The sequence below is a fragment of the Geminocystis sp. CENA526 genome (assembly GCF_050753365.1).
Classification (GTDB): domain Bacteria; phylum Cyanobacteriota; class Cyanobacteriia; order Cyanobacteriales; family Cyanobacteriaceae; genus Geminocystis.
Genome location: NZ_JBLZFY010000059.1, coordinates 1 through 26,239, shown reverse-complemented (window position 1 = coordinate 26,239; position 26,239 = coordinate 1). Strand labels below are relative to the sequence as shown.

The 26,239-nt window shown below is 33.3% G+C and carries 31 protein-coding genes; 18 read left to right on the top strand and 13 right to left on the bottom strand.

What is annotated here, in order from left to right:
* Positions 1-55: 55 nt before the first annotated feature.
* Both ACN4EE_RS14885 and ACN4EE_RS14880 read right to left on the bottom strand, forming a co-directional pair.
* Positions 56-1,081 (bottom strand): sirohydrochlorin chelatase, encoded by a 1,026-nt coding sequence (locus tag ACN4EE_RS14885; protein WP_431707248.1) that lies wholly within the window; start codon positions 1,079-1,081, stop codon positions 56-58.
* A gap of 188 nt (positions 1,082-1,269) precedes the next feature.
* Positions 1,270-2,799, bottom strand: coding sequence for an AAA family ATPase (locus ACN4EE_RS14880; RefSeq protein WP_431707247.1), 1,530 nt, complete (start codon positions 2,797-2,799; stop codon positions 1,270-1,272).
* A 42-nt stretch (positions 2,800-2,841) separates the two neighbouring features.
* On the opposite strand from ACN4EE_RS14880, the gene ACN4EE_RS14875 reads away from it, so the two are divergent.
* The 3 genes from ACN4EE_RS14875 (at position 2,842) to ACN4EE_RS14865 (ending at position 4,034) form a co-directional block, all read left to right on the top strand.
* Positions 2,842-3,414 carry a zeta toxin family protein gene (locus ACN4EE_RS14875; protein WP_431707246.1) on the top strand — a complete coding sequence of 191 codons (573 nt, stop codon included), beginning with the start codon at positions 2,842-2,844 and terminating at the stop codon, positions 3,412-3,414.
* A complete protein-coding gene (locus ACN4EE_RS14870; RefSeq protein ID WP_431707245.1) occupies positions 3,407-3,583 on the top strand; it encodes a hypothetical protein in 177 nt (58 codons plus the stop codon). The genes ACN4EE_RS14875 and ACN4EE_RS14870 overlap by 8 nt, the downstream gene beginning before the upstream one ends.
* A gap of 199 nt (positions 3,584-3,782) precedes the next feature.
* The gene (locus ACN4EE_RS14865; protein ID WP_431707244.1) at positions 3,783-4,034 is read left to right on the top strand and encodes a DUF7683 domain-containing protein; all 252 of its coding nucleotides are present in this window, start codon (positions 3,783-3,785) and stop codon (positions 4,032-4,034) included.
* A 68-nt stretch (positions 4,035-4,102) separates the two neighbouring features.
* On the opposite strand, the gene ACN4EE_RS14860 is transcribed toward ACN4EE_RS14865, so the two are convergent.
* The 3 genes from ACN4EE_RS14860 to ACN4EE_RS14850 form a co-directional block, all read right to left on the bottom strand.
* The gene (locus ACN4EE_RS14860) at positions 4,103-4,306 is read right to left on the bottom strand and encodes a DUF2997 domain-containing protein (RefSeq protein ID WP_431707243.1); all 204 of its coding nucleotides are present in this window, start codon (positions 4,304-4,306) and stop codon (positions 4,103-4,105) included.
* 42 nt (positions 4,307-4,348) lie between these two features.
* The gene (locus ACN4EE_RS14855) at positions 4,349-4,732 is read right to left on the bottom strand and encodes a DUF1257 domain-containing protein (protein ID WP_431707242.1); all 384 of its coding nucleotides are present in this window, start codon (positions 4,730-4,732) and stop codon (positions 4,349-4,351) included.
* Between the two features lie 282 nt (positions 4,733-5,014).
* Entirely contained in the window at positions 5,015-7,483 is a 2,469-nt protein-coding gene (locus tag ACN4EE_RS14850) for a WD40 repeat domain-containing protein (RefSeq protein WP_431707241.1), read from the bottom strand.
* A gap of 84 nt (positions 7,484-7,567) precedes the next feature.
* On the opposite strand from ACN4EE_RS14850, the gene ACN4EE_RS14845 reads away from it, so the two are divergent.
* Both ACN4EE_RS14845 and ACN4EE_RS14840 read left to right on the top strand, forming a co-directional pair.
* Positions 7,568-7,804: a DUF4926 domain-containing protein gene (locus ACN4EE_RS14845; RefSeq protein WP_431707240.1), complete on the top strand. Its 237-nt coding sequence runs from the start codon at positions 7,568-7,570 to the stop codon at positions 7,802-7,804.
* Positions 7,805-8,030: 226 nt separating this feature from the next.
* Entirely contained in the window at positions 8,031-8,318 is a 288-nt protein-coding gene (locus ACN4EE_RS14840; protein WP_431707239.1) for a hypothetical protein, read from the top strand.
* Between the two features lie 138 nt (positions 8,319-8,456).
* On the opposite strand, the gene ACN4EE_RS14835 is transcribed toward ACN4EE_RS14840, so the two are convergent.
* Positions 8,457-9,077: a DNA-binding protein gene (locus ACN4EE_RS14835; RefSeq protein ID WP_431707238.1), complete on the bottom strand. Its 621-nt coding sequence runs from the start codon at positions 9,075-9,077 to the stop codon at positions 8,457-8,459.
* Positions 9,078-9,267: 190 nt separating this feature from the next.
* Here ACN4EE_RS14835 and ACN4EE_RS14830 point away from each other — a divergent pair, with 190 nt between their 5' ends.
* The 9 genes from ACN4EE_RS14830 (at position 9,268) to ACN4EE_RS14790 (ending at position 13,838) form a co-directional block, all read left to right on the top strand.
* Complete coding sequence (locus ACN4EE_RS14830; protein WP_431707237.1) at positions 9,268-9,615, top strand: hypothetical protein; 348 nt, start codon at positions 9,268-9,270, stop codon at positions 9,613-9,615.
* Positions 9,608-10,108 carry a PIN domain-containing protein gene (locus tag ACN4EE_RS14825; RefSeq protein WP_431707236.1) on the top strand — a complete coding sequence of 167 codons (501 nt, stop codon included), beginning with the start codon at positions 9,608-9,610 and terminating at the stop codon, positions 10,106-10,108. The genes ACN4EE_RS14830 and ACN4EE_RS14825 overlap by 8 nt, the downstream gene beginning before the upstream one ends.
* Positions 10,109-10,148: 40 nt before the next feature.
* Positions 10,149-10,373, top strand: a complete 225-nt coding sequence (locus ACN4EE_RS14820) for a DUF433 domain-containing protein (RefSeq protein ID WP_431707235.1) — start codon at positions 10,149-10,151, stop codon at positions 10,371-10,373.
* A gap of 3 nt (positions 10,374-10,376) precedes the next feature.
* Positions 10,377-10,709: a DUF5615 family PIN-like protein gene (locus tag ACN4EE_RS14815; protein WP_431707233.1), complete on the top strand. Its 333-nt coding sequence runs from the start codon at positions 10,377-10,379 to the stop codon at positions 10,707-10,709.
* 84 nt (positions 10,710-10,793) lie between these two features.
* Complete coding sequence (locus ACN4EE_RS14810; RefSeq protein WP_431707232.1) at positions 10,794-11,126, top strand: nucleotidyltransferase domain-containing protein; 333 nt, start codon at positions 10,794-10,796, stop codon at positions 11,124-11,126.
* Positions 11,123-11,503, top strand: coding sequence for a HEPN domain-containing protein (locus ACN4EE_RS14805; RefSeq protein ID WP_431707230.1), 381 nt, complete (start codon positions 11,123-11,125; stop codon positions 11,501-11,503). Before ACN4EE_RS14810 ends, ACN4EE_RS14805 begins: the two co-directional genes overlap by 4 nt.
* Before the next feature lie 256 nt (positions 11,504-11,759).
* Complete coding sequence (locus ACN4EE_RS14800; RefSeq protein WP_431707228.1) at positions 11,760-13,076, top strand: TIGR03279 family radical SAM protein; 1,317 nt, start codon at positions 11,760-11,762, stop codon at positions 13,074-13,076.
* Between the two features lie 92 nt (positions 13,077-13,168).
* On the top strand, positions 13,169-13,516 hold the full coding sequence (locus ACN4EE_RS14795) for a hypothetical protein (protein ID WP_431707227.1): 348 nt from the start codon (positions 13,169-13,171) through the stop codon (positions 13,514-13,516).
* A 172-nt stretch (positions 13,517-13,688) separates the two neighbouring features.
* A complete protein-coding gene (locus tag ACN4EE_RS14790; RefSeq protein WP_431707225.1) occupies positions 13,689-13,838 on the top strand; it encodes a DUF2256 domain-containing protein in 150 nt (49 codons plus the stop codon).
* A 249-nt stretch (positions 13,839-14,087) separates the two neighbouring features.
* Here the strand turns inward: ACN4EE_RS14790 and ACN4EE_RS14785 are convergent, their stop codons facing one another.
* The 3 genes from ACN4EE_RS14785 to fumC form a co-directional block, all read right to left on the bottom strand.
* Positions 14,088-15,146: an ABC transporter ATP-binding protein gene (locus tag ACN4EE_RS14785; protein WP_431707224.1), complete on the bottom strand. Its 1,059-nt coding sequence runs from the start codon at positions 15,144-15,146 to the stop codon at positions 14,088-14,090.
* A gap of 170 nt (positions 15,147-15,316) precedes the next feature.
* Positions 15,317-16,402 carry an extracellular solute-binding protein gene (locus tag ACN4EE_RS14780; RefSeq protein ID WP_431707223.1) on the bottom strand — a complete coding sequence of 362 codons (1,086 nt, stop codon included), beginning with the start codon at positions 16,400-16,402 and terminating at the stop codon, positions 15,317-15,319.
* 128 nt (positions 16,403-16,530) lie between these two features.
* Positions 16,531-17,967 carry a class II fumarate hydratase gene (gene fumC / locus ACN4EE_RS14775; protein ID WP_431707222.1) on the bottom strand — a complete coding sequence of 479 codons (1,437 nt, stop codon included), beginning with the start codon at positions 17,965-17,967 and terminating at the stop codon, positions 16,531-16,533.
* Between the two features lie 223 nt (positions 17,968-18,190).
* Between fumC and ACN4EE_RS14770 the strand changes: the two genes are divergently transcribed.
* A complete protein-coding gene (locus tag ACN4EE_RS14770; RefSeq protein WP_431707220.1) occupies positions 18,191-20,959 on the top strand; it encodes a class I SAM-dependent DNA methyltransferase in 2,769 nt (922 codons plus the stop codon).
* A 37-nt stretch (positions 20,960-20,996) separates the two neighbouring features.
* On the opposite strand, the gene ACN4EE_RS14765 is transcribed toward ACN4EE_RS14770, so the two are convergent.
* Positions 20,997-21,284, bottom strand: coding sequence for a cupin domain-containing protein (locus ACN4EE_RS14765; RefSeq protein ID WP_431707219.1), 288 nt, complete (start codon positions 21,282-21,284; stop codon positions 20,997-20,999).
* Between the two features lie 109 nt (positions 21,285-21,393).
* Between ACN4EE_RS14765 and ACN4EE_RS14760 the strand changes: the two genes are divergently transcribed.
* On the top strand, positions 21,394-21,672 hold the full coding sequence (locus tag ACN4EE_RS14760; protein WP_431707218.1) for a GNAT family N-acetyltransferase: 279 nt from the start codon (positions 21,394-21,396) through the stop codon (positions 21,670-21,672).
* Positions 21,673-21,801: 129 nt separating this feature from the next.
* Entirely contained in the window at positions 21,802-22,191 is a 390-nt protein-coding gene (locus tag ACN4EE_RS14755) for a GNAT family N-acetyltransferase (RefSeq protein WP_431707217.1), read from the top strand.
* A 167-nt stretch (positions 22,192-22,358) separates the two neighbouring features.
* Here ACN4EE_RS14755 and ACN4EE_RS14750 read toward each other — a convergent pair whose 3' ends face one another.
* Both ACN4EE_RS14750 and ACN4EE_RS14745 read right to left on the bottom strand, forming a co-directional pair.
* Positions 22,359-23,636 (bottom strand): dihydroorotase, encoded by a 1,278-nt coding sequence (locus ACN4EE_RS14750; RefSeq protein WP_431707249.1) that lies wholly within the window; start codon positions 23,634-23,636, stop codon positions 22,359-22,361.
* 57 nt (positions 23,637-23,693) lie between these two features.
* The gene (locus ACN4EE_RS14745; RefSeq protein ID WP_431707216.1) at positions 23,694-23,936 is read right to left on the bottom strand and encodes a hypothetical protein; all 243 of its coding nucleotides are present in this window, start codon (positions 23,934-23,936) and stop codon (positions 23,694-23,696) included.
* A gap of 292 nt (positions 23,937-24,228) precedes the next feature.
* On the opposite strand from ACN4EE_RS14745, the gene gifA reads away from it, so the two are divergent.
* Positions 24,229-24,429 carry a glutamine synthetase inactivation factor IF7A gene (gene gifA / locus ACN4EE_RS14740; RefSeq protein WP_431707215.1) on the top strand — a complete coding sequence of 67 codons (201 nt, stop codon included), beginning with the start codon at positions 24,229-24,231 and terminating at the stop codon, positions 24,427-24,429.
* A gap of 215 nt (positions 24,430-24,644) precedes the next feature.
* On the opposite strand, the gene glgA is transcribed toward gifA, so the two are convergent.
* Positions 24,645-26,015: a glycogen synthase GlgA gene (gene glgA, locus ACN4EE_RS14735; RefSeq protein WP_431707214.1), complete on the bottom strand. Its 1,371-nt coding sequence runs from the start codon at positions 26,013-26,015 to the stop codon at positions 24,645-24,647.
* Positions 26,016-26,239: the final 224 nt, after the last annotated feature.

Below are 26,239 nucleotides of genomic sequence, written 5' to 3'. Positions count from 1 at the left end.
TAATTGTTAATTGTTAATTGTTAATTGTTAATTGTTAATTGTTAATTGTTAATTCTTAGGGTGTTTGCCAGATTCTTTCATGATAGGCGATCGAATCTATTAAAGGATCGCTGTTATCATGGTGATGGTGATGTCCGTGATTATGATCATGATGATGGTTATGATGATTATTATGATCATGATGATGGTGGTGATCATCATTGGCTAAAGCATTAAGACGGAATTTGCACATTTCACAATTCATTTTAACTTCTCCGAGTTGCGTTTCTATCTCCCTTTCCCTAATTAACTCTAATAATTCTGGTTGTATTCCCATTTCTGGTAAACAAGTGATATTCACATCAGGATATTTTTCTTGATGTTCTTCTGAAATTGTATATATTTTCTTCATTAAAGCCCCCATAAAGAGGAAATAAGGAAGCACAATAATTCGTTTTGGTTGATATAGTAAGGCACGGCGGAAACCTTCTTCGAGGCGAGGATGACTGATGCCGATAAAGCAAATTTCCACAGTCTTATATCCACTTCCTTCCCATAAAATACGGGCTAATTTATACACATCCCCGTTAGCATCAGGATCACTTGAACCTCTACCCACAAATAATAGCACAGTATCTTCCCTAGAAATATGATCGGGATTGTGTTCTGATTGATCGAGCTGTGCAAGACGATTTTGCCATAAGTTGATGATACTAGGGGTAATGCCAAAGTGTCGCCCATAATGGAACTGTAGTTGAGGATACTTGAGACGAGTTCGATCGAGTTCATTGGTGACATCAAACTTATTATGACGAGCGGCGAATAGGAGTATTGGTAAAGCAGAAATATCGGTATATCCTTCCTTAACGCAGTATTCTACCCCTTCCATGATGTTGGGTTGTGTCAACTCCAGAAAACAAGGTATTACGGGGCGCGATCGATCTAATTCTTGATAGGTGTGAACAAAATCCATAAATACTTGACGACCTTGCTCATCTCTTGTACCATGACCAATCATTAGTAACGGACGTTGGTAAGGTAAAGGTTTTAAAACAATTTTTTGATAGTCTGAGGATATTTGATTAATAGGGAGAGTTTGCATTAAATTTTAAAATTGAATAGAGATGATAGATATATTTACTCAATTATATCGATCCCTTGAAATCTAAGTAATCCTAAACAGGGGGATAAGAAATGAGAAGTGAAAAAATTGGGATGTTAATTCTACATTCTAAAATCTTTGTGTCATCATTATCAATAATTTCGAGTCAAACATGATTGCTATAAATCTCACTTTTGCCTTATATCCAATTGTAGAGACACAAACTCCAATTCTGCTTGTCTGACTTCCTCAAAAGATGCTGATTGCGCCCTACCTTCTTTTAACCAATTTCTTAACAGTTCGATCGTCTCTTTTTGGGATACTGATAAAGGTACTTGATTTTTCAGCGCCTTTGCCACATCCTGATTATTAAACTCTCGATTTTGGTTAAAACCCAAATACATCGCATCAATGATAGCTTGTTCAATTTCTGCACCTACATAACCTTCACAAATACCACTCAAGGTTTTAATATCAAAATCTTGGGGAAAACGATTTCTTTTCGTTAAATGTACCCCTAAAATTTCTTCCCTTTCCGCTTTGGTGGGTAAATCTAAGAAAAATATCTCATCAAAACGCCCTTTTCTTAACAACTCTGGCGGTAACTGACTGATATTATTAGCGGTGGCAACCACAAAACAAGGTGCGGTTTTTTCCTGCATCCACGTTAAAATCGTACCAAAAACCCTCGTACTTGTACCGCCGTCTAATCCTCCAGAAGCAAAGGCTTTTTCCATTTCATCAATCCACAACACACAAGGGGCAACGGTTTCCGCTAATTGTAAGGCTTGGCGAGTCCGTTCTTCAGATTGTCCTACCAATGAACTAAATAATGCTCCAATATCTAATTTAAGCAAAGGTAAACGCCATAACCCTCCTATCATCTTCGCCGTTAAACTTTTACCCGTGCCGGGGATACCTATTAAAGCGATGCCTTTCGGTGCAGGTAATCCATAATCCCTCGCCTCCTGACTAAATGCCCTTTCCCTCAACCTTAGCCACTGTTTCAAAATTTCTAACCCTCCCACATCATTAGGAGTCTCATGCACAGCATAAAATTCTAAGGCTTGGGATTCTCGAATAATCTGCTTTTTCTCCTCAGTAACGATATTTATATCCCTATCATCTAATCTACCATTGGATACGATCGCCTTGGCAAATACCCGTTGTGCTTGGGCTGTGGTTAAACCGAGGGAGGCTTGAATGAGTTTTTCTTTTCCTAACGGGGTAAGATTCACTTTCACCCCCGGAGTTTTTGCCAAAGTATTTAAAACCCCTTCTAACTCTTTTTCTTTGGGTAAAGGAAACTCTACTATTACCGCTTCATCCTTTAATTCTGGAGGAATGGTGTTAAGGGGAGATGTCACCAACATCGATTTTTTCGTCATCTTCAATCTTTGAGCGACACTGCGTAACTTGCGTTTAATGGTGTCATTTTTCCAACAATCATGAAAATCCTTGAGAGTAAACAGAGCTTCTGTACTAGCTTTTTCAATTTGTTCGAGGGCGGTTAAGGCATCTTTTGCAGTGGGAAGGGAGGCTTTATCGTTAGTCAAGGAAATAAATCCATCGGCGACATCCCAACTAATACAGGGGCGTTGATTTTGATTACATACTTGTTTAATGGTTTGTATTGCTCTTTCTTCTTCCTGAGTAACAAGAATTATCAAGGTAAATCTCGATCGAAGATAGGTGTCTAATTCTTGCTGAAAACTCATAAGATTATAATGGGATAAAGTTGGTTTTATAGATGAGGATAAATGCCCGATATTTATATTATCAGTGGGGCGAATGGTTCAGGTAAAACTACCTGTGCGATGACAATTTTACCACAGTTTTTGCAAATTATGGAATTTGTTAACGCCGATGAAATAGCAAAAGGTATTTCTCCTTTTAATCCTGAATCGGTAGCGATTCAAGCTGGTAAAATAATGTTACAGAGATTGGATTTGCTAACGAGTCAAAGAAAAGATTTTGCCTTCGAGACTACCTTGTCATCTCGTCATTATGCTCGTTTTTTGAGAAAATGTCGGCAAATGGGTTATAGGATAAATTTACTTTATTTTTGGTTACAGTGTCCAGAATTGGCAATTAGTCGGGTGAAAAGAAGGGTTGAAAGTGGTGGGCATAATATCCCCGAAGATGTCATTATTCGCCGTTATCAAAGGGGTTTAAGTAATTTATTTAAGTTATATTTACCCTTATGTGATAATTGGTTGATTTATAATAATTCTCAGGAAAATATTGAGTTAGTTGCAACTTATTTTGAGAGGGAATTAATTATCGATAATCTTTATTTATGGTTTAAAATTAAAGGTGATTATAATGAGTAAAAGAGACTTAAATCCGTTGTTTCAAACAATCGATCGAGGTGTTAAATTAGCTGTTCAAGAAGCTATTAATAAACATCGAAAATTAGATGAAGCGATTAGTATTTATCAGGATGGTAAAATTATCACTTTAAAAGGGGAAGAAATTTCCAAATTTTTAGATATTAATTAATTAAATATGATTATTAAAAATCATGATATTTTTTGTAGAAATTGAGTTCAATTTATTGAACGGTATCTATTAGACGTGTAATTCATTACACGTTGGGATAATGGTTTTGAATCCTAATCTCGCTGTGTAATAAATTCCACAGCTAATGTTATTACATCCTGATTTAGTCCTTTCTGCTTAGATATTTAAAGTTATTATAATGATTAAAAGATTGTTGCGATCGTTTGAAAAAAAAGGAGAAAATTTAGTAGGAGAAACACTGTTAAATAATGTTAGTCTTGAAGAATTGCAAAAACTATTTAAAGTTGATAGTAGTAATCCTATGTATGATTGTTATTTAATAGAAAATAAAGAGCAATTTGATTATTTACAAAATAAATTTAATGTGAAATTAAATGATGAATTATATGATTATTATTTAGAAACTGATACCTTTTCGGAAGATAACTAAAGTATCTCTTAAAGACACAGGCAAGATGCCTGTTTTACGGTGGGAAAAACATAAATAAAATTTAGCTTTTAACTCCAATTAAACTCCTGATTTTTGATTTCTTGTACCATTTCCCCTGCTTCGGGTGTCATTTCTCGGCTGATAATTTCACCGCCTAAAATTGCTTCTAAGTCTTGGGTTAAGTCGAGACATTTTTGTCCTTTTACTCCCCTGATTTCTAATTTTACTTCTCCATTATCATCGATAAAAATATCTATTTCTTGTAAGTCCATAATCTTATTTTTTGGTAATTATTTGTTTAATTAACAATGATTTTAAGCCATTCTTCTTAACACTAAATGGATTTGATTTCCTTCTTCTACTTCCTCACTAACTAATGAAAATCCTTGCTCTTCTAATTTAGCTTTAGTGGCATGATAGGCATATTTTTGGTTAAGGGTTTTTACAAATTGGGCTTGTTGTATATCCCTAATTCCCCACCAATCAGCTACGATTTCGTAATTATCTCCCTGTTTTTGAAAGCCAATATCATAGTTGGGATTACTGGTGAAGATTTTTAATTCTGCATTGGTGCGATTTCCGCTATAACCGTTAACTTGCACGTTGCCTTCTTGATATTTATAACCTAAGTCTATTAAGGCTTGTTTAAGGTATTCTTTTTCAACTATTTTCGTTTTTAAACGGGTAAAATGTGACATAGTTTTAACTGTAATTATAAAAAGTTTTTATTAAAAATAAATTGGTTTAAATAAATAATTCTGCATCAACTCCAAAAAAATCTGCTAAGGCTTCTTCGTTTTCGGCTTCGGTTTTTATCTCTTTGGGGGGATATTTTTTAAACATTTTTGTATATTTAGGTATGCTATATTTTCTTGTTAGGTATCTATTATTCTATCTAATTAAAATTTATACATTGGTAAAAAAATAAAGATTGAGGAGATTGCTTCGTGCCTCGCAATGACAGAATATTTAAAAGAAGATTAATCCTCGATTTCAATGTCGAACTCTCCTGCCTCCGTAATAATGGGGGCATCTTCAATGTCAATGTCAAAACCACGATAGTTATCGACTAAAGCCAACATAAACTCAAGCCAATTACGTTGATTTTCCAAGAGATCTTTTCTTTTTAAAGTGTATTGAATCCAATCATAATGATCGATAATTTTAAATAGTTGCAAATCATCTAAAATATCTAAATCATCTAAACCAGATGGGGAAGATAGTCTCCATAACTTTATTGTATTGTCTCTACTACCCGAAGCCAAGAGAGTTCCCTCCTTGTTTATTACAACATTCGTGATCCAATTAGTATGACCAGTGAGACTGTTTAGTAATCTACCAGAAGGTAACTCCAATAATCTGATAGTTTTTTTTCTAGTACCCAAAACTAAGAGAGTCCCCCCATTCATCACTAAACTACTAATATTACCAGTATGATCCCTAAGAGTGTTAAGTAATCTTCCCGAAGGTAGCTCCCATAATTTTATAGTTTTATCTTTACTAGCAGAAGCTAAAAGAGTACCTTTCCCATTCATCACTAAACTACTAATATTACCAGTATGATCCCTAAGAGTGTTAAGTAATCTTCCCGAAGGTAGCTCCCATAATTTCATAGTTTTATCTTTACTAGCAGAAGCTAAAAGAGTACCTTCCCTATTCATTACTAGATGATTAATCGAATCAGTATGATCAATAATGTTATGAAGTAGTCGCCCTGAAGGTAACTCCCATAATTTTATAGTTTTATCGTCACTAGCAGAACCTAAGAGAGTGCCTTCCCTATTCATTACTAGACTCGTAATCTCCTCAGTATGACCTGAGATAGTAACAGTTTCTGAATTATCATTGAGCCAACAGATTTTATCTGAGAGATTAGGAATTACTTTTTTCCCTAAATGAAACAAATGTTGTTCAATGGATTTTTCTCCTTTAATAAAATCAAGGGAGTGAATTTGTTTTAATAATTGTTGACTATAAAAAGGTGGTGCTTGTTGGGCTAATTTCCATTTTTCGAGATCATTATTGGTTTTGCTCAAAAGTTCAACGGTTACTTGCCAATCATAGTCTGTCATTAATTCAATATTATTCCTTTTTCTTTCAGCAAAAATAACCTGTAACCAATCACTTCTGCCTGATATTTTAATTTTTTCTGTTATCTTTTTTCGTAAAGAAGAATCTGCATGAAAGAAAACATTTTGAAGGAGATTTTGGTCAAAATCAATTAGCTCGTATCGCTTCCATTGTTCAGCTATAAAATATATCAGAGATTTACAGCTAGGATCTTGTAAAACATCCCCCATTTTTTTTGCATTATTAGCAATAATAGTATCTGTATCACTAAATGTGTTTATCAGTATAATTGTTTCTTCTAAATTCAAGTTTGATAATAGCTTTATTTGTCCTGTTTTTAATGCCGTTAATATTTTCACATCTAAAGGATAAGTCGCAAAATAGTTTTGATTGATAATAATTTTTTCTAATTTTTGTTCTCTATTTTTTACCCATTGTTTACACAAATAATTAATTCCTACTTGATTGGTTAAATTATTTAAAACTTTAAGACTATTATTAGCAATAATTGGATCTTTATCTGTTAAAAGTTCTAATAAAATTTTTACCCCTTCTTCACCTTCATTTTTAATTAATGATAATTGTTGTGTTTTAAAAGCGGTTAATATTTTTGCTTTTAAAGAATAACTAGCTATATATTTTTGCTTAATAATAATTTTTTCTAATCTTTTATCTTTATCTTTAATCCATTGTTTACACAGATAATTTATATTTTCTTGATTCATTAAATTATTTGAAACTAAAACTTTAAAACTATTATCTGCAATTTCTGAGTCTTGATCTTGTAAAAATTCCAATAAATAGTTTAATGCGTAACTATTTATTGTATCTATTAAATTCAATTGGTTAGTTTTGAGAATAGTATAAATTTTAACTTGGGCTGGTTCAGTAGCAATCCAATTTTTTTCAATAATTAATTTAATAAGTAAGTCATCTCTTGTATGAAAACATCGATCACAAACAATATTAATTTTTTCAATATTATTAACTTTGTTTAAATAAGTATAGGTGGTATTCCGAGAAAAATTGATAAGACAATTAAATTGATTCATTAACCTTTTAAAATCATTCAAATCTCCCTCTTGAATAACACGTCTAATTATTTTTGTTTGATTAATTTTGAAGAAAACTGATCTTAGAAATATAATAAAAGTATTAATAGTAATACTAATAATTAATGCTATTTTCAATTCTTCTAATAGGAAAAGCAAAATGGCAGTTAATATAGTAAAAATCCATAAATAAATAAAAATATTCCTTATTCTTTTCCAACCGAACAGGTAAATTAAATACAATAATACAAAAATAGCAAAAGCAAAACCCACTATAGCCAAGAAACCACTTAATCCTATTTCCATCAAAATTATAATTATGTCCATCAACATTATAATTAGCATTACTATTGCATAAATTACAACCATTATTTTCTTTCCTACTATAAAAATACAATTGCCAATTGTGTCATGAGCAAACTTAAATTATTTAATGTTATTGAGTTATTAACCGATATACCAGAACGAAATCTTAAAAAAGGTGAACAAGGCGCGATTATTGAAGATTATGAAGATGGAGTTTATGAGATAGAGTTTTGTAATAATTACGGAGAAACGATCGCTTTATGTCCTATTTCTCAAAGTAAATTTATGGTGGTTTGGAGTTCTAAAACAAAAAGTTGGCTTACAACTGCTGTTGTCAATTAATTATAAAGGATTTTGGGCTTAATAGTATTAAGCCCCTACAAGGATGGGCTTTTTTAATTATTTATTAGGAGTTGGGGGAAGGAGCGATCGAAATGGAAAACCCAGAATTAGATTAAGTCAATTTTTAAGGGTTCGATCGAACTTATATTTTTAACTTTTACATTACAATAAAACTAAAAAAAGTAGCGATACTCTTGAATATTTAGAAAACTAAAGGAATTTTAACATGAGTACAGTAACGGAAAACGACTTGAAAGAAGTCAAAGAGTTAATCACACAGCTTAGTAATCGAATAATTACCCAAAATGAGCAAATTAACGAGAAATTAAATGATATGAAGGTAGATATAGCTACCTTAAAAGAAGGTCAAACTGCTATAAATAAAAGACTAGATACGATCGAAACCAGTTTAACAAAAAGGATAGACGGTATAGACACTCGTTTAAATACCCTAATAGCGGTTACATTTACTGCGTTATTAGGAATTATCGCAAAATTAATCTTCATCAAATAATTATTGCTATAACTTGACATATGACTACTTTTAAAAAAGGTTTTAGCAATTCTAATACTTATGCAAATCAAGAATTAGAGGAGTTCGATCGAATTTAAGAGAAAAACAATAATTTAAACACTGAAACATTAAAAAGGATTAAATTGCTACCAATTCTTGAGCTTGTTTTAAAATTTGATCATTAGCTTTTTTTGTTTCTAAGGTGAGATTAATATTTCGGGATAATTTGGCTATTTCTAATAATTTAAAATCAACTTTTTTTTCATTTTTAATCCAAAACCATTCTAACACCTCATCTAAGTGCCAAATAGCCTGATGGCTTTTAAAAAATGGGTTAGGAAATGTATCTTTATTCGTGTATTTTTGAATATTTTGTTTACTACATTCCAAAATTTCTGATAATTCTAGTACTCCCACTAAATCAGGGGAAACTTGTATTAAAATGGCGGTGGGAATAACCGATTTTACTTGTTGAATGGCACTATAAACGGCTTGATAAGCTGATTCTGATTCTCTCATAAAATCTAGTACGATCGATCCCCTCTGCCCCATGCCGACGATAGCATCTCCGCATCCTGCTTCATATAACGGATCTAAATACATTTCAATATCTATTTCTGTATCGAAATCAAAAATTAAACTAAAATTATAGTAATTCATCTCTATTTTCCTCACTATAGATTCTTTAATTATCCATCCTTTTTGTTGGGCATATTCAATTATCTCTCTGATTTTTTTATGAGGATGTTTTTTCTTCATTTTAGTTTCTTCGTTGTTGATCAACAACCTTAAATTCAAAATACCATATATTTTCTCTGAGTTTAATTAAGATTACTTAAAGAAAAATTCATATATTTCTGTTTCTAGGTTCGATCGAATCTCAACATAAAAAATAAAATTAGAGATTAAAAGCTATAATTTCTATAGAACTTATAAAAACAATAGAAACATGGCAGGTAAAACACTTTCGGCTCACGTTGATCTGGAAACGGCAGAGCGTATAACTTCTGTCTCTAAACTGGAAAATCGATCGCTATCTCAAATTGCTAGTGCTTCCATTAAGTTGGGTTCTATGTTACCTCCAAATGCTTGGTCAGTTTTATTACAACTAAGTAATACTGCATCAAAAACACAATGGCAAGAAATTGCTCAAGATATTACCAGAGTATTGTTAGATCATCAATATAAACTAGCGGAGGAAAAAATCAGTCAAAATATCGATCGAAACTGGTTAAATACTTTAGAAACAGAAGATGATATTTTATTAGCCTCCATTGAATTAACTCGTGATGTGTAAACCTTTACGATTATGTCTTGATCTTAATATTTGGTGTGCTGCGCTATTAGCAGATATTAAAGGAAATAAAAATTCTGCTTGTCAAAGCATAGTAAATTTTGTTCGTTGTGGTAAATATGCTTCAGGAAAAATAGAGTTAGTTATTTCTTGGGGAATGTTAAATCGTTTGGAAAAGGTACTATTAAGATTAACTCCTCTAGCGAAGGATGCTTCTTTTTATGTGAATGCGATCGCCAATTATGCTCCTCAACTAACACTGGGAGGTACAGGGGTGATTGCGATCGATGACATTGAAGATCAACTGGTTTTAGAAACGGCTTTAGCAGGAAAAGCTGATATGTTAATTACAGCTAATTTTCAAGATTTTCTCAATAAAGATGTAGAAATTATTATTCCCCAAAAACATGGAATTTATCATTCGCCAAATCATAATATTAATATTATTCATCCCTATTTAGCTATTAATTGGCTAAATCAAGGAAATATTCCTTAATTAAACTAAAATGGTAGTAATTTATGGGAGAAATGAAATTATGAGTTATAGAGATATTATCACGATCGAAGCTGGTAAACGAGGAGGAAAACCTTGTATCCGCAATATGCGTATAACTGTTTATGATGTTTTAGGTTGGTTAGCAGAGGGAATGACGATAGAGGAAATTATCGATGATTTTCCTGAGTTAACCCAAGAGGATATTAAGGCTTGTTTAGCTTTTGCAGCCGATCGAGAACATCGTTTAGTATCAATGGTAGGGTAAAAAGTGAGATTACTTTTTGATCAAAATTTGAGTAGAAAATTAGTCGGAAGACTGGCTGATATTTTCCCTAACTCTACCCATGTTCAATTTTTAGAGATGACATCTGCAAATGATAATGAAATTTGGGAATTAGCAAAATTGTCAGGTTTTATAATTGTGACACAAGATGCTGATTTTGCTGAAAAAAGTCGTCTCTACGGTTCACCTCCAAAAGTAATTTGGTTAAGATGTGGAAATACTACCACAAATAAGGTTGAGTTTATTCTACGTTATAGCATAGAAGTAATTAAAGAATTATCTGAAAATCCGATCCTTCATTGTTTGGAGTTATATTAAAATTAAGAGGTTCGATGCCGAAGGCACAGCGAAGCTGACCGAATTTAAGAGAAAAATAATAATTTAAACACTCAAAAGTAAGTTATGTTATTAATAAATAAACAGAAAATTGAGATAATTACTAAACGTTTAAAAAGAGACTTTAAAGAAATTTATCTTGATCGATTAAGCCAATTAATTTTATTTGGTTCACAGGCGAGGGGAGATGCTCAACCTGATTCAGATATTGATATTTTAGTAGTGTTAAAGGGAGAAGTTAACCCTGTAGATGAGATTAATAGAAATAGTTATTTTATTAGTGAGTTATGTTTAGAATTTGATGCTTTAATTAATTGTTTTTATCTGTCTGAATTACAATTTAAAGAAGGAAATAAACCTCTTATTAAGAATATAAGAAAAGAGGGTATTATTTTATGAATAAAGAAAGGGATAATTTCATAATTAAGGCTGAACAAAGTTTAAAAGCATCACAATTATTATTAGAAGGTGGTTATCCTGATTTTGCCATAGCAAGGGCTTATTACACTATGTTTTATTTAGCTTCCGCTTTTTTAGCAGATCAAAATATGAGTTTTTCTAAACATTCTGCTGTAATTTCAGCTTTTGGGAGGGAGTTTGCTAAAACTAATTTAATACCGAGAAAGTATCATGAATATCTCAAAAAAGCTCAGGATTTAAGACATTTAGGAGACTATGGTGAAATTAATATGATTGACATTTCTCAAGCTGAATTAGAAATAGAAAAAGCCAAAGAATTTTTGTATTTTACTAATGACTATTTTAAATTAAATTAACCCACAAGGATATAAAGGCTTGTCAGATTTTGAGTATAAAATTTGAAATTGGTGGGAAATGCCCACCCGACTAAAAATATAATAAATTTCTTTTCCTGACAGTTTAGCATAATATAATTGAGAGCGATTGACTCTACCGAATAGCGCTAAATATAGAGTTCGTAGCACCAAGTGCAACTTAATAATTGCTCAAATTCCAATGGCAAAAACAATCTAAAATAGAGAATTAATCACTAATTGATTCATTATTGAAAATATGAAACCTGCTCGTATTAGTCGCATTATACCAGATTCGATCGCTGCCGAAATGGGTTTTGAGGTGGGGGATTCGATCGAAACTATTAATGGCTTACAACCAAGAGACTTAATTGACTATCAATTTTTTTGTGCGGATGAATATTTAGAATTAGAAGTAATAGATAAAAGAGGAAAAAAACATTTTTTAGAGATAGAAAAAGAATACGATGAAGACTTAGGTTTAGAGTTTGAAACCGCACTTTTTGATGGTTTAATTCAGTGTAATAATAAATGTCCTTTTTGTTTTATTGATCAACAACCTGACGGCAAAAGAGATACACTTTACCTCAAAGATGATGATTATAGGCTTAGTTTTCTCTATGGTAGCTATTTGACTTTAACAAATTTAACGGCTAAAGAATGGACAAGAATTGAGCAAATGCGGTTATCACCTTTATATGTTTCTGTTCATGCTACGGAAGCAGAAATTAGGAGTCGTTTGTTGAAAAATCATCGTGCAGGAGAAATAAAACAACAGTTAGCATGGTTTGAAGAAAAACGTTTACAAATTCACGCTCAAGTGGTAGTTTGTCCTAATATTAATGATGGAAAGCACCTCGAAACAACTCTTTTAGATTTATTCTCCTTTCATAAAGGGGATATTCCAGCCGTCATTAGTGCAGCGATCGTACCTGTAGGGTTAACGAAATTTAGACCCGACAAAGATGAATTAATCCCCGTGACTCCCGAAAAGGCGAGGGAAGTGATTAAACAAGTACAAGAATTACAGATTGAATTTAAAAAGAAATGTGGTTCAACTTTTGCATGGTTAGCGGATGAATGGTTTTTGATAGGGAAAGAAGAATTACCCCCTGAGTCTCATTATGAAGACTATCCGCAAATTGGCAACGGTGTCGGCTCAATTCGTCAATTTATCAAAGAATTTCAGACTATTGCACAGGAAAAATTGCCTTCTAAAATATCCACTCCAAAACAATTTACATGGATTGTAGGGAATGCAGTGGAAAAGGCTTTTTTACCCCTTGTTAATCGTCTTAATCAGGTGGATAATTTACAAGTTAATTTAGTGGCTTTAAATAGTCGATATTGGGGGCAAGAAATAACTGTGACGGGGTTATTAACAGGGGAAGATTTGTTATATCATTTAAGGGATAAAAACTTAGCAAAAAATGTTTTATTACCCTCAGTTATGCTTAAGCATGATGAACAAAAATTTTTAGATGATTTAACAGTGGAAAAAGTTGCTAAAAAATTAGATATTAATATTTTTCCTGTTAAAGATATTAACCATTTGTTCGATCGAATTACCGAATAGGCACTCGGTTTATAATGTAAACTAAAATTAAATTAGGAGTAACGGGCAATCACTCCTAATCAAATATTTATCAACTTAATGAGGATTTTACCATGAGTACTGTAACAGATAACAATTTAAAAGAATTAAAGGATTTAATTAACTCCAAATTTGAACAAGTCGATCGTCAATTTCAGCAAATTAATTCTAAGTTTGAGCAAATCGATCGTCAATTCGAGCAAATTAACTCTAAGTTTGAGCAAATTAATTCTAAATTTGAAAAGGTATTTGAGGAGTTTACTGATGTTAAAGTTGAGATAGCTACCATAAAAGAAGGACAAAAAAACATCGAAAAAAGATTAGATAATCTAGACAAAATTGCTTTCAGGGTTTTCGGAGGCATAATCATAGCTTTATTAGTTGGTTTAGTCAAAATGCTTTACCCTAATCTACTTGGTTAAATATTCTTAGATAGTCTTTATTATGAGATATATTTTGACAACCTGAGTCGAAATGTTCATAAAAGTTACGCAGAATAACTATTTTGATTAGATTTTAAAACTATCTATAGTAGTTGGTGGGCAATGCCCACCCTGCAATAAATTGAACTCTATATTTTAACAAGATTTTTGCATGGCAAAACAACGAAAAAAGTCAGATTTTCCTAGTAAAATATGTCCTGTTTGTGGACTATCTTTTACATGGCGTAAAAAATGGTCAAAATGTTGGGATGATGTTAAATATTGTTCCGAAAAATGTCGCAAAAATAAAAATAATGAGTAATTTGTAGGTTGGGTTAGTGAAAGCGTAACCCAACAAAAACGTCTTTATCCATTTGTACCAAAAGCGATTGGGAGATTGCTTCGTACCTCGCAATGACAGAAAAGAATCACACCTTCGCAATGACGTTATGAGAATGAGATTGCTTCGTGCCTCGCAATGACAAAATTAAGAATTAAGAATTAATATAGTTTAATCTTTTCCTGTCCTCCTGTCTTATCTCCATAATTGTCTTTATGTCAACCCCATATATTAGGCGGCAGGAAATATTTGTACTGTTTTTGGAACTAGATCGAGTTTAACTTTTGTACCAACAGGTAACTGTGTTTTAACATCCGTGCGCGCGTGAAGTCTTTTTCCCGATAAAGTTTGTAAACAATAACGATATTCTCTCCCTAAAAATTCTCTCTCTTGAATCACTGTCACCCCTTCTTCATCGGGTTTTAAAATAACATCTTCTTGACGAAACATTAATTCTCCTTTGTCGAAATTTACGGGAGTATCAATACACCATTCCCCTAATTCTGTACACCATAAATTGCCTTCTTTGGTGGCTTGTAAAAAGTTGGCTTGGGTGACAAATTCGGCGACAAATTTACATTCTGGGCAACTATAAATATCTTCAGGTGTGCCTAATTGCACTAATTCCCCTTGTGCCATAACTCCTATTTTATCAGCGATCGCCATGGCTTCTTCTTGATCATGGGTGACGAAAATTGCCGCCGTGTTGGTACTTTTAAGAATTGTTCTCACTTCATGGCGTAATCTTTCCCTTACTTGTACATCTAGGTTACTCAAAGGTTCATCTAATAAGATTAACTCTGGTTGGGGTGCTAAAGCCCGTGCTAAGGCGATTCTTTGTTGTTGCCCTCCTGATAATTCATGAGGATAACGTTTTTCTAATCCTGTTAAGCCCACTAAATGCAAAACCTCCGCAACTCTTTTGTTAATCTCTTGATTGTTGGGGCGTGGTTTTTTGCTTTTTAAGCCAAAGGCAATATTCTCGGCTACGGTTAAATGAGGAAAAAGGGCGTAATCTTGAAATACCATCCCTGTATGTCTCTTTTCGGGTTCTACCCAATGTCCTTCTCCTGTAACTATTTGTCCACCTAGCTCGATCGAACCTTGTTGGGGTTTTTCAAATCCTGCAATAATTCTTAAAAGGGTAGTTTTACCGCATCCTGAAGGACCTAATAATCCTAATAATTCCCCCTGTTGTAGAGTAAAATTAACTTGGTTAACGGCAGGTAGTGAAGTCCCAGTAAATTGTTTTGTTATCCCTTTTACTTCAAGAATTAGTGAATCTGTCATGATTATTTTTTTAGATAATATAAAAATTTTAATAAGAATTGTTCTCAATAATTTTAATATACCATGACGATCGACAAAATGAACAACATTATGCCGTAATTATTTAGGAGGTGCTGAAAAAGTCTTTTGATAAGGATAGTGAATAGTGGAGAGTTTTCAACTATTAATTATTAATTCTCAATTCTTAATTCTAAAATGGCTTGATATTGTTTCAATTCTTCTGGTGATAAAGGCTCAAGAAAATCACTTTTAGCAAATATTTCTGGTGACATTTGAGGAATTTTGGGGTTGTTTTTTCCATTTAATTCTAAGGGTGACATTCCATTGGTAAATAGGTTAATTTGTTTTGCGGAGGTTTCTTGCCAACAAAAGTTAATTAACTCCGATATTTTCTCTAATTTCTCTTCTTGATTAGGGGTTGATTTCGGTTTTACCCATACATCCGCCCATAATGCCGTACCCGATCGAGGTATAATTCCCTTAATATTACGATGATTTTTGATAATTGGTAGTATATCTGTTGACCAACCCACAGCCAACCATGTATCTCCCATAATTAGGGGTTGTAAATAGTTGATAGAATCGTAAAATTTCACTTGTTGCTGTAGAGTTTGAAATTCTTGGGCAACTTGGGGAATCGAATTAATATTTTTCGTATTGTAAGAATAACCCAATTTTTTTAAGATTAAGCCAATAATTTCTCTGGGTTGATTTAATAATGATATACGATGCTCAAGGTTCGATCGCCATAAATCCTCCCAGTCTTCTGGTTGCCACCCCAAAGCCTCAAATTTATCTTGACGATAGGCAATCATGGTATAACCCCAACGATAAGGCGCACCCCAAAATTTGCCATTATCACTCAAATTTCCTTCTTCATCTCTGATAATTAACTGTTGAAAACGAGGGGGAATATTACCCCAATTACTCAATTTATCTAATTCTAACGGTTCGATCGAATTATTCTTAATAGCATCCTTTAACCAATAATCCCCCAATGTCATTAAATCCCATGACGTATTGTCTTTTGCTTGTGGCAACTCAAGTAATATTTTATATATTTCTTCGATGGAAATTTGAGGTTTAAAATCAATGATACCTAAACTTTGATACTGTTTTTGTAACGATGCGATTAATTGTATGGGAAGTGAGCCTTGCAGTAAAGCAATTTGTAAATCAGATTGACTTTCACAACCTGACACCATAGAAGCAAGGGCTAAACTACTAACTAACGACAAAAACGATCGACGATTCATAAATAAGAATTAAGAATTAAGAATGCAGAATGAAGAATGAAGAATTAACAATTAACAATTAACAATTAAAAACTCCTCACTATAAACTATTCACTATTCACTATTCACTATTCACTATAAACTATTCACTATTCATGGGGGTAAGCCATTTGTCGTAAGTCGATAGCTCGATCGAACTCCTCAGAGGAAAGATAACCTAACTCAAGGGTAGCTTGTTTGAGAGTAAGGTGTTTTTTATGGGCAAGATGCGCGATTTTAGATGCTTTATCATAGCCAATTTTGGGGCTAAGGGCGGTTACTAACATCAAAGATTGATTGACTAATTCATTGATTCTAGGAAGATTAGGAGTCATATCCTTAACCGTAAAATCCGTAAAGTTATTACAGCTATCCCCTAAAATTTTGATAGATTGCAAAACATTATAAACCATCATGGGCTTATAAACATTCATATCTAAGATACCACTAGCCCCTGCAAAACTCACCGCCGTATCATAACCCATAACTTGCACAGCCACCATCGCTAAGGCTTCACACTGGGTGGGGTTTACCTTACCCGGCATTATAGACGATCCGGGTTCATTTTCTGGTAATTGTAACTCATTAAATCCTGCTCTAGGTCCACAAGCCAATAAACGAATATCGTTAGCTATCTTATACAATGAACAAGCAAGGGTTTTCAATGTGCCACTTAACATCACCATAGCATCGTGAGCGCCCATGACAGTAAATTTATTCGGTGCAGTTATGAAGGGTAAACCCGTTAATTGAGCGATACATTCAGCAGATTTTAAGGGAAAACCAACGGGCGCATTTATACCCGTGCCTAAAGCTGTGCCTCCTAAAGCTAATTGATAAATGTGGGGTAAGGCTTGATGGATTCTCGTTAAATTATCGTCTAACATCCCGACATAACCTGAAAATTCCTGCCCTAAACTCAAGGGTACAGCATCTTGTAAATGAGTTCTACCAATTTTAATAATTTCTTTCCATGTCTCAGCTTTTTCTTGTAAAGCGTCTCTTAATTTCGTCACCTTGGGGATTAAACGCTCATGGATTGCGATCGAAACTGCTATATTCATGGCAGTAGGAAAGACATCGTTAGAAGATTGTGACTTATTGACATCATCGTTAGGGTGAATCGGATTTTTACTGCCCAACTCCCCTCCTGTTATTTCAATGGCACGATTAGCGATGACTTCATTAACATTCATATTCGATTGTGTACCGCTACCTGTCATCCAAACGTATAGAGGAAAATGATCATTTAACTTTCCTGCGATAATTTCATCGGCGACTTGGGTTATTAGTTGAGTTTTTTCCGTAGATAATACTCCCAATTCGTTATTAGTGATAGCGGAGGCTTTTTTGACTATGGCAAGGGCTTTTATCACTTCTAAGGGCATTTTATCTTCCCCTATAGAAAAATAATGTATCGATCGTTGCGTTTGTGCGCCCCAGTATCGATCGGATTCTACCTCAATTTGACCCATGCTGTCGGTTTCGATGCGGATATTTTTTTTCGCTTCACTCATAATATTTTTCACTTCACTATAAATATTCATTTCTACTATATAGCAGTTATCAGTTATGAGAATTTGTTATTTTAAAAGGGAAGAGGGAAAAGGAAAGAGGGAAGAGGGAAGAGTTAAGACTTTTGGTTATTTTCAAGAATTAATAGAAAATGTAAGTTAAATGCGTCTTAGCTTATCTCTTATCTTCTTTGAAAATTTGACATAAAATTTTCTCCTTGCCCGATGTTTTTATTTTTAATACCCTTCTCAAGTTATGCCTTTAAGTTGGAATGAAATCAAAAATCGATCGATCAATTTTAGCCACGAATGGGCTAATGAAACCTCAGAAAATGCTGAAGCAAAATCATTTTGGGATGGATTTTTTCATGTTTTTGGAGTCTCCCGAAGACGGGTTGCCACCTTTGAAAAATCTGTAAAAAAGTTAAATAATCAACACGGTTTTATCGATTTATTTTGGCAAGGAGTTATTTTAATTGAGCATAAATCAAAAGGGAAAAATTTAGATAAAGCCTATCAACAAGCCTTAGATTATTTTCAAGGATTAAAAGAGTATGAATTGCCTAAATATATTCTCGTTTCTGACTTTCAAAAATTCCGTTTATATGATTTAGATAATGACACAATCAACGAATTTGAATTAAAAGACTTTGTTAATAATGTTCACTTATTTGACTTTATTGCAGGGTATGAAAAAAGAGTATATCAAGAAGGCGATTCTGTCAATATCCAAGCCGCCGAATTAATGGGAGAATTGCACGATCGACTCAAAAAAATCGGTTATACTGGACACGAATTGGAAGTTTATTTAGTAAGACTATTATTTTGTTTATTTGCAGACGATACTAATATTTTTAACAAGGGAATTTTTCAAGAATATATCGATTTGCACACCAAAGAAGACGGGAGCGATTTAGCCATGCACCTTGCTTCTATTTTTCATGTATTAAATCAAGCAGAAAATAAAAGACTGAAAAATTTAGACGAAAATTTAGCTCAATTTCCCTACGTTAATGGCAAATTATTTGAAGAAGTTTTACCTCCTGCTTCCTTTGATAGTGAAATGCGAGAAATGTTATTAAAAGCCTGTAGCTTAGATTGGGGAAAAATCTCCCCTGCTATTTTTGGTTCAATGTTTCAAGGGGTTATGAATCCCACTCAAAGACGTAATTTAGGCGCTCATTATACCTCTGAAAAAAATATATTTAAAGTCATTAAACCTCTATTTTTAGATGATTTATACACCGAATTTGACAAAATAAAAAACAATCAAAATAAACTTAAAGAATTTCACGAAAAAATCGCTAATTTAAAATTTCTTGATCCCGCCTGTGGATGTGGCAACTTCCTAATTATCACCTATCGAGAGTTAAGAGAATTAGAAATAAAAGTATTAAAAGCGTTGTATAAACAAGAGCAATTTATTGATATAAATATCTTCATTAAAGTTGATGTCGATCGATTTTTTGGCATCGAATACGATGAATTTGCTGTGAGAATTGCAGAAGTTGCTTTATGGTTAATTGATCATCAAATGAATGTTAAAGTTAGTAATAAATTTGGTCAATATTTTGTGCGTTTACCTCTCCTTAAATCCGCTACTATTATTCATGGTAATGCTTTACAAATCGATTGGAAAAATATTATTAATCCCCCCCAACCCTCCTTACTAAAGGGGGAGAATGGCATAGATTTTATTTTAGGTAATCCTCCTTTTGTTGGCAAAAGTTATCAAAATTCACAGCAAAAAGCTGACATGAATTTAGTGTTTAATGGGGTGAAAAATGCAGGGGTTTTAGATTATGTTTGTGCATGGTATCTCAAAGCCTCTCAGTTTATCCAAAATACTAAAATTCGTTGCGCTTTTGTTAGTACAAATTCCATTTCTCAGGGTGAACAAGTGGGCATTTTATGGGAGGAATTATACACTAAATATAAGATAAAAATTCACTTCGCCCATCGTACTTTTTCTTGGAGTAATGAAGCAAAAAATAATGCAGGAGTCCATTGTGTTATTATTGGCTTTGGTTTAGAAAATATCGACAATAAACGTCTTTTTTCCTACGAAAATATTAAGGGTGAAGCTACAGAAATTAAGGTAAACAATATCAATCCCTATTTAGTCGAAGGTAATGATTTAATTATTTCTAGTCGCAAAAAACCGCTTTCTAATGTACCTGAAATTAACTTTGGCAATATGCCTAATGATGGAGGCAATTTTTTATTAACTGAAACGGAAAAAGAAGAATTATTGAAAGTCGAACCTCTGGCAGAAAAATATATTAAACCTTTTTTAAGTGCTAAAGAATTTCTTAGTAATGAAAAACGTTATTGTCTTTGGTTAGTAGATATTCAACCTCAAGAATTAAAACAATTAAAGTATGTTAATGAAAGAGTTAAAAGTGTTCAACAATTAAGATTAGAAAGTAAAAGGGAAGCAACACAAAAATTAGCTAATTTTCCTACTCTTTTTGGCGAAATTAGACAACCTAATACTAATTATTTATTATTGCCTCGTGTCTCCTCTGAAAATAGAAAATACATTCCTATTGGCTTTTTTAATCAAGATTTTATTGCAGGAGATAGTTGTTTAATTATACCTAATGCAGATTTATTTTTATTTGGCATATTAACCTCAGAAATTCATACAACATGGGTTAAATATGTCTGTGGAAGGCTAGAAAGTCGTTTTCGTTATTCTAATACTATTGTTTATAATAACTATCCTTTCCCTGAAAATGTGACAGAAAAACAACGGGAAAAAGTAGCAAATTTAGCTCAAAAAATACTGGATATTAGAAACAATTATCCTGATAGTAGTTTAGCGGATTTGTACGATCGATTAACCATGCCTAATGACTTAGTAAAAGCCCATCAAAACCTTGACAAAGCAGTGGATTTATGCTATAGAAAACAACCTTTTTCCAGTGAATTAAACCGCATTGAATTTCTGTTTAATTTATACGAAAGTATGACAGCACCGTTATTAAAAATTGACAAGAAAAGTAAAAATCCCCGTAAATAAACGAGGATTAATAGGTGTTATATTTTTTAAAGAATAATTATGAGCAACTAACAGATTTATCGCCACGATTAAAGGCTTCTACCGCCTCAATAACTTTCTTTAAATCTTCATCATTCTGCATTTGTGCTAATTCTGAAGGAAACTGATTGCTAACAGAGTTAACATACTCCATAAAATAAGTACTGTGATTCATGCCGTGACGACGTGCCACACTATGAAAATCAAAATCATTTTTCTGAGTCCATTGAGGAATATTATTTAAGTCAGTAATATTTAGCTTTTTTTGTTCTTCAACTGCTATACTAAATAACAATTTAATCGCCATAAAAAATGCCGAAATAATTAAATAATAAATTAATTAGAAGAATAACCATGACAATAATGACAAACAATAATTTTATTATCAGATCGAAGATGAATCAGAATTAGAATTAATGATTAATTGGGCAAAAAAAGAAGGTTGGAATCCGGGTAAATACGACCTAAAAACTTTTTATCATACTGATTCACAAGGCTTTTTTATTGGTAAGTTAAATAATGAATCGATCGGTTGTATTTCTGCTATTTCCTATGATGAATATTTTGGGTTTTTAGGTTTTTATATAGTCAAATCAGATTTTAGAGGAAAAGGTTACGGGATACAATTATGGAGACACGCCCTTAGTCATTTAAAAGAAAGAAATATTGGTTTAGATGGAGTAGTTGCTCAATAAGAAAACTATCAGAAATTTAGCTTTAAAATCGCTTATAACAATATTCGTTATCAATGTCAAGTTGATAATAAAAAGTATGATATTTCAAACAATTTAATAGACTTAAATAAGGTTAATTTTCAAGAATTAATGACTTATGATAATCAATGTTTTCCTGCGTCAAGAGAAAAATTTTTAAGTAATTGGATTACCCAAGAAAAAAGCGAGGCTTTAGGTTTTATAAAAAATCAAGAATTATTAGGTTATGGTATAATTCGCCCCGCAGATAATGGTTATCGTATAGGTAGTTTATATGCAAATAATTTAGAAATTGCTGATCAAATTTATCAAGGTTTAACTATCCATAAAAATAATTGTCAAGTGTTTATCGATATTCCTAGCAGTAATTTATTGGCTCAAAAAATAGTAGAAAAATATCAAATGTTGCCAGTTTTTGAAACTGCTAGAATGTACAATAAAACCTTTCCCAATGTGGCAATTAACAAAATTTTTGGAGTCACCACTTTAGAGTTAGGTTAGCTTGAAAATTTGGAATGAAAATTAAATAATTTAGTTGAGTCAGATTGTCACTGCGAGGCAACGAAGCAACCTGAAGCAATCTCTCTCTTAAAATAAATTGTCTATTTTATTAAATCCTTATTCCTTTAGAATTAATTTCTTTTTTCACTATTTCTGCTAATTGCTAATTACCTAATCGATATATTTTTCATCAAAGTCGAGTTAATAACTTTGCCTTTTATTTGTTTATCTAACCAATAGGTATTATAAGATAAAGATTTTAATTGAGATGGTGTGACTTGCCATGATTGTTGCGGTGAAAATAAGACTAATTCCGCAGGTTGCCCTATTTGTAACTTAATTGGTTCTTGATTTAAACACTTTAAGGGGTTAACACTTAAACTGCGCCACAATTCCAAAGGCGATAATTCTCCCGTGATAACCAGATTTTGCCACAATAAAGGCAATATTAATTCTAAACCGATCGAACCTTGGGGCGCATCAGCAAAAGCAACGGTTTTTTCTTCATAAGTATAAGGAGTATGATCCACCACGATCGAATCGATGATATTATCTTTTATACCCTGTACTAAAGCAGTTCGATCGATTTGAGTACCCAAAGGAGGCTCAAACCTAAGATTAGGGTTATAACTAGCTATCATTTCCGTATTCAACAACAGATGATGCCAATTCACACTTGCCGTGATGGGTAAATTATTTTCCTTCCCTTGTTTAATTAATTGTACTCCTCGTGCGGTAGAGATGCGCATTAAATGAACAGGAGTTTTCGTTAAAGACACCAATTCTAAAATAGAAGCAATAGCAATAGTTTCCGCAATTTCGGGATTGCCTACCAACCCAAGACGAACAGATGTACGACTTTCCCTCATAACTCCATTACCCCTTAATGACATATTAGTAGGCACTAAAGCCACAGGTAAATTAAAAGGATGAGCGTATTCTAATAACTTTCTGACCAATTGTAAATTGTTATGAGGGCGATTATCCGTAAAACCGATAACACCAGCCTCCGCTAATTCTGCCAACTGTGCCATAACGTCACCCTGCAAATTTTGAGTTAACGCCCCCCAGATATAAAATTCAGTATCAAAGGTTTTTTGTTTTATCCATGCCACGATACTAGGATTGTCGATAACAGGATTCGTATTCGGTAAAATTCCCACACGAGAAAACCCTCCAGCTTGGGAGGCTTCACTTAAACTTGCTAAAGTTTCCCTTTCTTCGTAGCCCGGTTCACCACTGCGACTATACAAATCCACTAATGCAGGTGCTAAAATTAAACCCGTGCCGTCAATAATTTCTGTTGCTTCATCATCAGAGATAATATTATCGCTAATGTCTGTAATGATACCCTCAGTTAACAATACATCACTAACTCGATCGATGTCAGAAACTGGGTTTAAAATTCTTATTTGTTGAAAAAGTTGTCTATTATTCACAGTGATTTCTCTAAAAATTGGATTTTACAATCCCTATCACTCGAATAATTATACCCTAAAGGATCAATTACCTATGGTAAACTGAGAACTCATATTCCATGCCTGAGTAACAATTTTACTTAACCATTGTCGTTGTACAGGATCAAGTATAGGATCATCTTGTAAAACTTCCGCAATTAAATCTTCTAAGGATTTGCCCTGATAACGGGCAGATGTAACAACTTTAGCAATAGCTTGGGCTACCATTTCTTCAGAAATGCGATTATGGGGAGAATCAAAATCATAGGTAAAGCAGGGTATCATCATAGGTAAAAAATAAGAATTTGATTAAGATTTGTAAACACTTTTTCATTTTAAAGTTTTTAAGAGTGTAACGCAAAACCCAATTATTAGATCAAAATTACTTATTTTTTTAATATTTTGTAATTAACACAGAGGGAAAAGGAAATAGTTTTTAATTGTTAATTGTTAATCGTTAATTGTTAATTCTTTTATTAAGTTTTATTAAAATAACTGATTTTAGTAGCAATTTATACAGAATTTTGTTTAAGATATGGATATATGAAAAAAAATTTAAAATTTTAGGAGACAAAGATATATGAATACCCAAAATCAAGCCCGTGCATTAATGATGCGTCATCATCAAATGATTAAAAATCGTCAACAATCCATGTTAGGACGCACCGCCGAAGAAATCGGTATGGATATTAACCCTTCAGAATATTGGAATCCCACCCAAGGCAAACCTAACGCTAGTTTCCGTGTAAGTTACGATCGTAGTCATGCTTCCTTAAGTTAATCAATGAATAGTGAATAATTGATAGTGAATAGTTAATAGTTATTAAAACCGACTTTACTCTAAATAATATAAGGTTTCGAGATTGCTTCAGATTGCTTCGTGCCTCGCAACGCTGCACGATTTATTACATGGTGGGTTATTAATTAACGACTAAAACTCACCTTAATTCCTCATTCTGCATTCTTCATTCTTCATTCTTCATTCTGCATTCCTCATTAATTAATCGCTTCTTCGTACATTTTCAGATATTCAAGAGCGGATTTATACCAACTGAAATCCTGATTCATTGCTCGAATTTGCAGTTTTTGCCATTCTTTTTTAAAACGGAAACCTTCGTAGGCTCGAATCATGCAAGTATATAAGTCTAAGGGTTCATATCGATCGAAACTATAACCAGTACCCGATTCAGTGCTAGGATCAAAGAAAGATACCGTATCCACTAAACCGCCCGTTTTGCGTACAATGGGAATTGCACCATAACGCATAGCCAATAATTGACTGATACCACAAGGCTCAAATCGAGAAGGCATTAAGAAAGCATCGATACCGCTATAAACCCGCCGAGAGATAGCTTCATTGTGTAATAACTGTACAGAAATTCGCCCCCGATGACGGGAAGACATTTCCCATAACTGGGTTTCGTAAAATCGATCGCCCGTACCGAGTATAATTAACTGAGCATCCGTATAAGCCAAGAATCGCTCGATCGTTTGTAATATTAAATCAATACCTTTTTGCTCTACTAAACGAGTCACCATACCCACTAAGAAAGCATTGCGGTTAACATCTAAACCTGACTCCTCCTGAAGGGTAATTTTATTAAAACGGCGTTTATCAAGGGTTTCAGTGGTAAAATTTTGCTGAATTAACTTATCTGTGGCTGGATTATATTTATCAATATCAATACCATTAACGATACCGCGCATTTTACCGCTCAACCAAGACAGTAAACCGTGTAATTTTTCGCCGTATTCTTCTGTTTGAATTTGTTGGGCATAAGTAGGAGATACCGTATTCACTAAATTAGCAAACTGTATCGCCGCCGCCATGGTATTGTCTCCTTGCATATACCAAGGACACCACGTCATTTGTTCTAATAGTTCCCGTCCGGGTCCTTGATAAGCTAAATTATGAATAGTAAAAATAGTACTAATATCAGGAGACTCGTGCATCCACACAGGAATCATTCCCGTATGCCAATCATGACAGTGAATAATATCAGGTTTCCAATAATTCCAAGCAAATTCAGCCGCACCATTAGAAAAAAAGGTAAAACGCCAATATTCGTCATCCCCTCCATAAACATTGCGCCCTCCAAAACAAGGATGACCAAAAAGGTACAAAGGCACATCAGTATCAGGTAAAACAGTTTCATACACTGCAAATTTTTGAAACATGGCATCACCCCACCAAATTGGTTCACTAGGAACATCTAACTTATCTGGTAAAAAGCCATAATAAGGCATCATAATCCGTACATCGTGACCTAATTTGCGTAAAATTTGAGGTAACGCACCAACAACATCTCCCATCCCCCCAACTTTAGCTACAGGTGCAGCCTCCGCCGCCACAAATAAAATTTGCATAGTAATCTCGTTTAACTGTGATTTCTAAAGACTAGGGTGATTGTGACATAATCTCAGTACCAATGCAAAAATTTTTTTCTAATTAGCTTAAACGGCGAGAAGCCCCACACTTTGTTTTCGAGTAAAAAAAATAATTAAAACAAGTGTGGGATGAATCGCCAGTGACGTGATAAAATAACTATAGGTTAACCACCTCAACCGATGACACAAACGTACGGCAAAAA